The organism is Psychrobacter pasteurii (assembly GCF_900162815.1).
GTDB classification, from domain to species: Bacteria; Pseudomonadota; Gammaproteobacteria; order Pseudomonadales; family Moraxellaceae; genus Psychrobacter; species Psychrobacter pasteurii.
In genome coordinates this window covers 37,975-47,049 of the sequence record NZ_FUGD01000089.1, presented here as the reverse complement: position 1 = coordinate 47,049, position 9,075 = coordinate 37,975, and the positions used below count along the sequence as shown (strand labels likewise).

The window sequence follows — 9,075 nt, the reverse complement described above, 5'->3', positions numbered from 1 at the left end:
TTGAACTTAAACGACAACTGGAATATAAATGCAAGTATGCAGGTTGTCAGTTTGAGATCGTAAATGAGAGTTACACTACCCAGACCTGCTCGTGCTGCCACAAAATAAGTGACAGTAGTCCGAAAGGTAGAGCAGGTTTGCGAATAAGAGGATGGAGGTGTGCTGAGTGTGGCACATGGCATGATAGAGATATCAATGCTGCTAAGAACATCCTTGCGGTCGGGCTTGACCGTCTAGCTGTAGGAATCCCCTCGGTTTAGCGAGGGGAGGAAGTCAACAGTGGTTACAGTAGCATCTCAAGCACAAATTTACTGCCAATAAAGCCTATGGCCAATAGCATAAAGGCTAAGATGGCCATATTAGCCGCTCGGCGACCGCGCCATCCGAATTTCCAGTGTCCGAATAATAACCAGCCAAATAATAACCAAGAGATTACGCTAAATACAGTTTTATGAGCAATGTGCTGAGCCATTAAATCATTGACATAGACGAAGCCGATGGCCAAAGCTAAGGTAAGCAGACTAAAGCCTACTAAGATCATGTCAAATAACAACGACTCCATGCTTTGGAGTGAGGGCAGTTTATTAACCCAAACGCGATGTTTGGTCTTGTGTTTGAGCTCTCGAATCTGAATACGTAAGATCAGCGCCTGCACTGCGGCCATTAATAGGACGCAATAGGCGGCGATGGATAGAATGATATGAGCCTCTAAACCTTTGCTAACATCCGTCAACGGCGCATACGGAGCTACCCCAAAATAACCTAAACTTAAGCCAATAATGGCGGTAGGTGCTGCAAAAATTCCCAGACTTAAAACTGGGCGATAAAAGCAAAACATCACATAAAACAGCACAAAATAAAAGCTGATCAGACTTGCGGTGTTGAACACATTAAAGTTAAGGCCATGCAAAGTGAATATATTGGGGTATAACACAATTGCATGAGCCACCAAAGCTACCAGTAACATGCCCAAAGTAAAGCCTTTAGCGATAGGCTTTAGGCGTAGCAAAGCCCAAGCCAAATGACAGCTTACAAGGGTATAAATAATAAGGGCGATGACATAGGCAAGCAACACGGTGTTTGGGTCCTCAAAGAAATCGAGTTAACAAATTAGGTCTGACAATATTTGATATACTAGGTGTGGTATTCTGTGTGTCAATACATTGCAAGATGATGGCAATAAATCATAGAGCCGATTTATCACAAAGCAATCATACCCTAATTTAGCATAGAATGACTCTTATTTGCGATTGCTATACAGTTAACTGACTGCTTTTGCTAAAATTAATGGTTTAACACAAACAATAAAAGAGTTTACAGAGCAATTTTGCTAAACTTGCCAAACATTAGAATTTTTTAACGGTCTAAAATTATTAGACCAAATGATAGTTACCCAATTATACAGCCCCTTTTATTAGGGGTTTAGTGCCCCATTTAATATTTAATATCCCTAATTTAACAGACGTTTTATTGAGAAAACCTTATGTTTGATACTCTAACCGAACGACTCTCTGGTAGCCTACGCAAGATTTCAGGCTCAGGACAGTTAACTGAAGACAACATTAAAGATACGCTGCGTGAAGTTCGCATGGCGTTACTAGAAGCTGACGTGGCTTTGCCGATTACCCGTGACTTTGTAAAGCGTGTTAAAGAGCAAGCGCTAGGTCAAGAGGTGCTAAAAGAGCTAGCACCTGGTCAGGCTTTCGTGAAGATTGTCTATGACGAACTGACTGAGATGATGGGCAGTGCCAATCAGCAGCTAGAGATGACAGGCAAGCCGCCTGTGGTGTATTTGCTAGCGGGTTTGCAAGGTGCGGGTAAAACCACTACTGCTGGTAAATTGGCAAAGTTCTTACAAGAGCGCCATAAGAAAAAAGTTATGCTGGTTTCAGCTGACGTATACCGTCCTGCGGCTATTAAGCAGTTAGAACAAGTGGCGGGTCAGGTGAATGCTAAGTTTGTTAACTCGACCACAGATGAAAACCCAATTGATATTGCCAAGCGTGCCATTGAAGAGGCTAAACTGCAGTATCAAGACATCTTGATTATCGATACTGCGGGCCGCTTGCACGTTGATGAAACGATGATGGATGAGATTAAAGCTTTGACGGCTGCGGTTAATCCGTCAGAGACTTTATTCGTTGTTGACTCTATGACCGGTCAAGATGCCGCCAATACGGCTAAGGCATTTAACGATGCGCTACCGCTAACCGGTGTTATCTTAACCAAGACCGATGGTGATGCCCGTGGTGGTGCCGCTCTTTCTGTGCGCGCAATTACTGGTAAGCCAATCAAGTTCTTGGGCCGTGGTGAGAAATTAGATGCTTTAGAAGCCTTCCATCCAGAGCGTATTGCTCAACGCATCCTAGGTATGGGTGACGTACTGAGTCTGGTAGAAGAAGTTGAGCAGAAAATTGACCGCGAAAAAGCGGAAAAAATGGCGAAGAAAATCCAGAAGGGTGGTGAGTTTGACCTTGAGGATTTATTAACCCAGTTCCAACAAATGAAAAATATGGGCGGCATGACCGGCTTCTTAGATAAGATGCCAGGTATGAGCGGTGCAGGGGTGAAAGAGGCTTTAGAAGAAGCGAAGCCAGAAGAAAAAGTGAAAGAGATGGAAGCCCTTATCAACTCTATGACCCCTTATGAGCGCAAAAACCCAGATAAGATAAACCCAAGCCGTAAGCGCCGTATCGCAGCTGGTTCTGGTAAGCAAATTCAGGACATTAACCGTTTGCTTAAGCAGCACAAGCAGATGGCAAAAATGATGAAGATGTTGTCTAAGCCTGAAGGCCTAAGTAAGATGATGAAAGCGGTTCAAGGCTTAACCGGTATGGGCGGTGGTGCTTCTGGCGGCGGTGGTCCATTATTTGGTGGGGGTGCTAGCAAAGGCGGCAATCCAGCTGCAGGCGGTATGCCTCCGTTTGGTTTAGACCCTAATAATATGCCAAGCAAAGAAGATATGGAACGTCAGATGAAAGATCTTGAGCAAAGTCTGCCTCCTGAGTTCAAAAAACGCTTCTAAGCCAGTAGGCTGTTTCTAGATTGCTTGATAAATAATAAAGAGAAAGGCCGGGTCGATTGACCTGGCCTTTTTTCCTGTGGAGCTCAGTCGTACTTTTATGTTGGCAGTACTTATAGTCTTAGGATTGGTTTTTGTCTTTACCCACAAAGAAGTTTGCGACTAAAGCACCACTAAAGTTATGCCAGACGCTAAATATCGCACTTGGTAGACTCGCTGCTGGGTTAAAGTAAGTGGCTGCTAGTGCGGCACCAAGTCCTGAGTTTTGCATACCCACTTCTACCATAATGGCACGGCGCTGTGCTTCACTAAAGCCACTCAATTTCGCCAATAGATAGCCCAGTAAGTAACCGATACAGTTATGTAAGGCCACTACGATAAACACCAATAAGCCACTGGTCAAAATGGTATCACGGGATACAGCGATGACCGCGGCGATAATAATTGCGATACCGAGGACTGAAACCATTGGCAGGATATCGTTAGCGATTTGTACTTTAGCACCGAGTATCTTGTGGAATGCCAAGCCTAATAAGATAGGTAGAATGACCATTTTAGTTATGGATATCATCATACTTGCAAGCTCAATCTCAATTAATTGTCCAGCGAATATTTTAAGTAAGATGGGCGTTAAGATGGGAGCAAGCAGGGTGGAGATTGAGGTAATGGATACACTCAATGCCACATCACCTTTGGCCAAGAATGTAATGACATTACTCGAGGTGCCACCAGGACAGCAACCGACTAAGATCACCCCAACCGCAATCATTGGATCTAGTTTAAATACGACGGTAAGAACATAAGCTATCAGAGGCATCAAGGTAAATTGTGCTAATAGACCGACCAAGACGAGCTTGGGGCGCTTGATAATTTCAACAAAATCTTCTGTTCTAAGGGTGGTTCCCATACCAAACATGATGATGCCTAAAATGGGCACAATATATTTGGCAAAAGAGGCGAAGAATTCAGGGAAGATAAAGCCTAATACGGCACTTAATAGTGCCCATATTGCAAAGGTTTTTCCTATCCATTGTGATGCTTTGGCGATTGCTTGCACAAAAAACTCCTAACTCAGTCCATAATAATAAGTTACTAAATTATCATGAAACTAAGATAGGAGTGATAAAACAAATCTTCTTTAGTGCGAGAAATAAGTTACCAATTATAGATAGCTTAAATTCAGCTTAACGGATACTAAGCCAAGTTAGGATTTAACCATTTCTCAGCGGTCTTAATATCCCAATCTTTGCGCTGGGCATAATCCTCTAACTGATCACGGTCAATTTTACCCACATTAAAGTAAACACTCTCAGGGTGTGAGTAATAGAAGCCGCTCACAGAGGAGGCTGGCCACATCGCAAAGCTTTCAGTTAAGTACGTACCGATGGCATTGGTAGTATCTAACCAATCAAACAGCTTGCCTTTTTCGGTGTGCTCAGGGCAGGCAGGGTAGCCTGGTGCTGGGCGGATACCGACGTATTTTTCTTTAATCAGCTCTTCATTGGTTAGTTGCTCTTGTGGCTGATAGCCCCAGTACTTAGTACGGATAAGCTCATGTAAATGCTCAGCAAAAGCTTCTGCTAGGCGGTCACATAAGGCTTGTACCATAATGGCGTTATAATCGTCACCAGCTTCTTTGTAGCTGTCTGATAACTCTTGAGCGCCAATGATAGATACTGTAAAGCCACCTAAGTAGTCGGTGTGCTCGTCAGAAGGCGAGATAAAGTCGGCCAAGCTGTAGTTTGGTTTACCACTTGCTTTGTCAGACTGTTGACGCAGATGCTCAAACACATGCGTTGGCTGACCGCCTTCACTTGGCGCTTTATCATACACAGTGATGGTGTCATCACCTGTGCGCTTGGCCGGCATGATTTTAAATACACCTTTAGGCGTGACTAACTTTTCATCAATAAAGCGCTGTAAAAGCTGTTGAGCATTGGCAAATAAGTCTTTAGCTTCTTCGCCTACAACTTCATCATCGAAGATTTTTGGATACTTGCCCACTAAGCCCCAAGAGATGAAGAACGGTGTCCAGTCAATGTAAGGCAGTAAGTTTTCAATCGGATACTCATCAAAGATAACCTGACCTAATTCATTTGGGGTAGGGGGAGTGTAGTTTTCCCAATCAAACTTAAAGCCTTGCTCGATAGATTCTGCATAGCTTAATTTGGCCGCTTTAGGCTTACGATTGGCCAGACGCTGACGTACTTTCTCGTATTCTTCACGAGTCTCACGGATCAGATCAACACGATGCTCTTTTGACAGCAGCTTAGTTACCACACCCACAGAGCGTGAAGCATCGGCCACATAGATAACCGCATCGTTTTGATAATGAGGTTCAATCTTAACGGCAGTATGCGCTTTAGAAGTCGTCGCCCCGCCAATCATAAGTGGCAAGTCCATACCACGCTCTTGCATCTGCTTAGCGACATAGACCATTTCATCAAGACTTGGCGTAATTAGACCAGAAAGGCCAATAATATCGGCTTTTTCAGCAATGGCCGTGTCCAAGATTTTTTCACACGGCACCATGACACCTAAGTCCACCACGTCATAGCCGTTACAGCCAAGTACTACGCCAACGATGTTTTTACCGATATCGTGTACGTCGCCTTTCACGGTGGCCATGACCACTTTACCTTTAACTTCACCCTCAACCTTTTCAGCTTCGATGTAGGGGTTTAATACTGCCACAGCGCGCTTCATAACGCGGGCTGATTTAACCACCTGAGGCAAGAACATTTTACCGGCACCAAATAAGTCGCCGACCACGTTCATACCGTCCATCAAAGGCCCTTCAATAACGTGTAGGGGCTTTGGATATTTTAGACGAGCTTCCTCCGTATCTTCATCAATATAGGTGGTGATACCTTTGACTAAGGCATGTTCAATACGCTTTTCTACAGACTGTTCACGCCAAGATAAGTCCACGCTACCGTCATTCTTCTTACCGCCAGCCACATATTCTTCAGCAATGGTCATTAAACGCTCGGTGGCATCTTGACCACTTTCACCCTGATTGCGGTTGAGCATGACATCTTCAATGGCTTCACGTGCTTCTTTTGGAATCTCGTCATACACTTCAAGCATGGCTGGGTTGACGATACCCATGGTCAGGCCAGCTTTAATGGCATGGTATAAGAACACCGCGTTAATCGCTTCACGAATGGGGTTGCCACGGAAACTGAACGAAACGTTAGAAACGCCGCCCGATACCATAGCGTTGGGTAGGTTCTCCACAATCCACTGGGTGGCATTGATAAAGTCGGCGCCATAATTGTTGTGTTCAGTAATACCTGTGGCTACCGCAAAGATGTTGGGGTCAAAGATAATGTCTTCAGAGGGGAAGCCTACCTCATCGACTAAGATGTCATAACTGCGCTTACAGATTTCAATTTTGCGTTCAAATGAGTCCGCTTGTCCGTCTTCATCAAAAGCCATGACAATGACCGCCGCCCCATAACGCATACACAGCTTGGCATGCTCAACGAAGACATCATAGCCTTCTTTTAGTGAGATGGAGTTGACCACAGCTTTACCTTGGGTGCGCTTTAAGCCTTCTTCGATGATGTCCCACTTTGAGGAGTCAAGCATCAAAGGCACACGGCTAATATCAGGCTCGCCCGCCACTAAGTTTAGGAAGTGAATCATCGCTCCTTTGGAGTCAAGCATCCCCTCATCCATGTTGATGTCAACGATCTGAGCGCCGCCATCTACTTGGTCTCGTGCGACATCTAGAGCTTCTGTAAATTCACCGGTTTTAATCAAACGTAAGAATTTCTTTGAACCGGTCACGTTGGTACGTTCACCTACGTTAACGAATAAGCTGTCTTTGGTGATGGTAAATGGCTCCAACCCCGATAATCGGCAGGCAGGAGCAATGGTTGGAATCTCACGAGGAGGATACTTCTGCATCACATCGGCAATGGCCTTAATGTGCTCAGGACGAGTACCACAGCAGCCACCGACAATGTTTAAAATGCCTGCTCTACCAAAGCCATCAAGCAGAGCAGCGGTTTCTTCTGGTGTCTCATCATATTCACCAAACTCATTAGGCAAGCCAGCGTTTGGGTGAGCCGAGATATAAGTGTCGGCGATGTCTGATAAGGTTTGGATATGCGGTCTTAGAGCGTCAGCGCCTAACGCACAGTTAAAGCCCACTGATAAGGGCTTGGCATGGCGAATAGAGTTGTAGAAAGCTTCAGCAGTTTGACCAGATAGCGTACGGCCAGAGGCATCAGTAATGGTGCCTGAAATCATAATGGGCAGCTCAAAGCCGATGGTGTCAAACACACCCGTAATAGCAAAAATAGCTGCTTTAGCATTTAGCGTATCAAAGATAGTCTCAACCAAAATCAGGTCAACACCACCTTCTATTAACGCGAATAATGCTTCGGTGTAGTTGTCCACCAATTCATCGAAGGTTACGTTACGATAAGCAGGATCGTTCACATCTGGTGACAGCGAGCAGGTGCGAGAGGTCGGACCAATTACCCCAGCCACAAAGCGTGGCTTATCAGGGTTTTGTTTGGTGAACTCATCGGCTGCTTCACGAGCTAGTCGAGCCGCTTCACGGTTAATCTCTGGAACCAAGTGCTCCATGCCATAATCAGACATCGAGATTTGGGTGGCGTTAAACGTGTTGGTTTCAATGATATCTGCACCAGCCGCTAAGTGATCACTGTGAATGCCCTTAATGATTTGCGGCTGTGTTAGTACCAATAGGTCGTTGTTGCCTTGAACATCTCGCTCGAAGTCTGCGAAGCGCTCACCACGATAATCCGCTTCTTGTAATTTATAGGTCTGAATTTGAGTACCCATCGCACCATCAAGCATTAAGATACGTTGATTGAGCTGGTCAGTGATACGCTGGCGAGCAGTTAGTTGCTGCTCTTTATAAGGGAAGGTGGTGGGAGGCACTAAGTTGAAGTTATCAGGGTTGTGCTCTTTTTTTGCAGAATTTTCTGGGAGGTCTTTTTTGGTATTGTGTTCAGGATGTGAGCAATTGGCCATAGCGCTATCTTATATATTGAGTTAATAGGGGATAGAAATCTCTTCTACATCTATATATATTTGGAACTACGGGTTACCAAATAAGATTTCTAAAATCTAGGTTAGTGTAGCATACTGCTTGCGAATATCTAATTCCCTAGAGGGATAAAGCCATAGCAATATGGAGCAAGGAAGTTAAGTAAATGGACTGGATTTTACTCTAATACGGCTAAGGATAATCATAGAAAACGAGTTGTGTTGAGTAGACAAGGCGATAGACATAACAGATTTTTTTTGTTTAAACTAAAGTGATTTATAAATAAGGACGTTCTTTATCATGAAAACTATGCCCGTATGGACACTGGCTGTGGCATTAATGGCAGTCACTACTGGTCAAAGTAATGCACAATCTAGTGCTGTAGTGACTAGCAGCTCAGTTACAGATTCTGCCAGTACCAAACAAACGCTGCGACAGCCTAATGCTACTTATAGCACCTTCAGCCAACCTGCCACTGTTGTCAATCAACACAAGTCAGCGCCAGCACCTAACTCCGCTACGGCAGCTGCTTCCACTTCTGCCGCGACCTCAAAGACCTCAACGACCTCAATAAGTTATGATGCCTCTGAAAACGCTTTACAGCTGGCAAGACGAAATCCCAACCTATCTATTCTGGTAGAGGCCATAGATGCAGCGGGTTTAACGGGTGTGCTTAGATTTGCAGGCAGCAACTATACGATTTTTGCTCCAGACAATGCGGCTTTTGATGCTTGGTTTAATGAAACCACAATGACCAAACAAAAGCTTATGCAAAATAAGCCCTTGTTGCGTATCTTATTGGCATACCATGTGGTGAAAACGCCGCAGCCTCTTACCGTAGATCAAATGCAGCCAAGTCGATTGACTACTTTTAATAAGCATCAATTGACCATTACCAATCAGAAGACGATTAAAGATGGGAAAGGGCGTACAGCGGTTATCAAGGCGGCCGATATCCCTACGCGCAATGGTACGGTTCATGTAATTGATAAAGTGCTTTTCCCAGCAGGCTAATACTTTAAGG

Annotated in this window: 6 protein-coding genes; 3 read left to right on the top strand and 3 right to left on the bottom strand. The window is 44.6% G+C overall.

The window, feature by feature from the left end; translation table 11 throughout:
* The coding region (locus A1232T_RS08330) for a zinc ribbon domain-containing protein (protein WP_077448990.1) at positions 1-260 on the top strand (260 nt) is incomplete at its 5' end.
* Positions 261-283: 23 nt separating this feature from the next.
* Here A1232T_RS08330 and A1232T_RS08320 read toward each other — a convergent pair.
* Positions 284-1,075 (bottom strand): cytochrome C assembly family protein, encoded by a 792-nt coding sequence (locus tag A1232T_RS08320; protein WP_077448989.1) that lies wholly within the window; start codon positions 1,073-1,075, stop codon positions 284-286.
* Between the two features lie 408 nt (positions 1,076-1,483).
* Between A1232T_RS08320 and ffh the strand changes: the two genes are divergently transcribed.
* Positions 1,484-3,025: a signal recognition particle protein gene (gene ffh, locus A1232T_RS08315; RefSeq protein WP_077448988.1), complete on the top strand. Its 1,542-nt coding sequence runs from the start codon at positions 1,484-1,486 to the stop codon at positions 3,023-3,025.
* 118 nt (positions 3,026-3,143) lie between these two features.
* Here ffh and A1232T_RS08310 read toward each other — a convergent pair whose 3' ends face one another.
* A complete protein-coding gene (locus A1232T_RS08310; RefSeq protein WP_077448987.1) occupies positions 3,144-4,079 on the bottom strand; it encodes a bile acid:sodium symporter family protein in 936 nt (311 codons plus the stop codon).
* A gap of 137 nt (positions 4,080-4,216) precedes the next feature.
* Positions 4,217-8,035 carry a methionine synthase gene (metH, locus tag A1232T_RS08305; protein WP_077448986.1) on the bottom strand — a complete coding sequence of 1,273 codons (3,819 nt, stop codon included), beginning with the start codon at positions 8,033-8,035 and terminating at the stop codon, positions 4,217-4,219.
* Between the two features lie 316 nt (positions 8,036-8,351).
* On the opposite strand from metH, the gene A1232T_RS08300 reads away from it, so the two are divergent.
* Positions 8,352-9,065: a fasciclin domain-containing protein gene (locus A1232T_RS08300; RefSeq protein ID WP_077448985.1), complete on the top strand. Its 714-nt coding sequence runs from the start codon at positions 8,352-8,354 to the stop codon at positions 9,063-9,065.
* Positions 9,066-9,075: the final 10 nt, after the last annotated feature.

Coding starts and splice junctions, on each gene's coding strand:
- ffh (WP_077448988.1), top strand. CDS start 1,484: ATGTTTGATACTCTAACCGAACGACTCTCTGGTAGCCTACGCAAGATT.
- metH (WP_077448986.1), bottom strand. CDS start 8,035: ATGGCCAATTGCTCACATCCTGAACACAATACCAAAAAAGACCTCCCA.
- A1232T_RS08300 (WP_077448985.1), top strand. CDS start 8,352: ATGAAAACTATGCCCGTATGGACACTGGCTGTGGCATTAATGGCAGTC.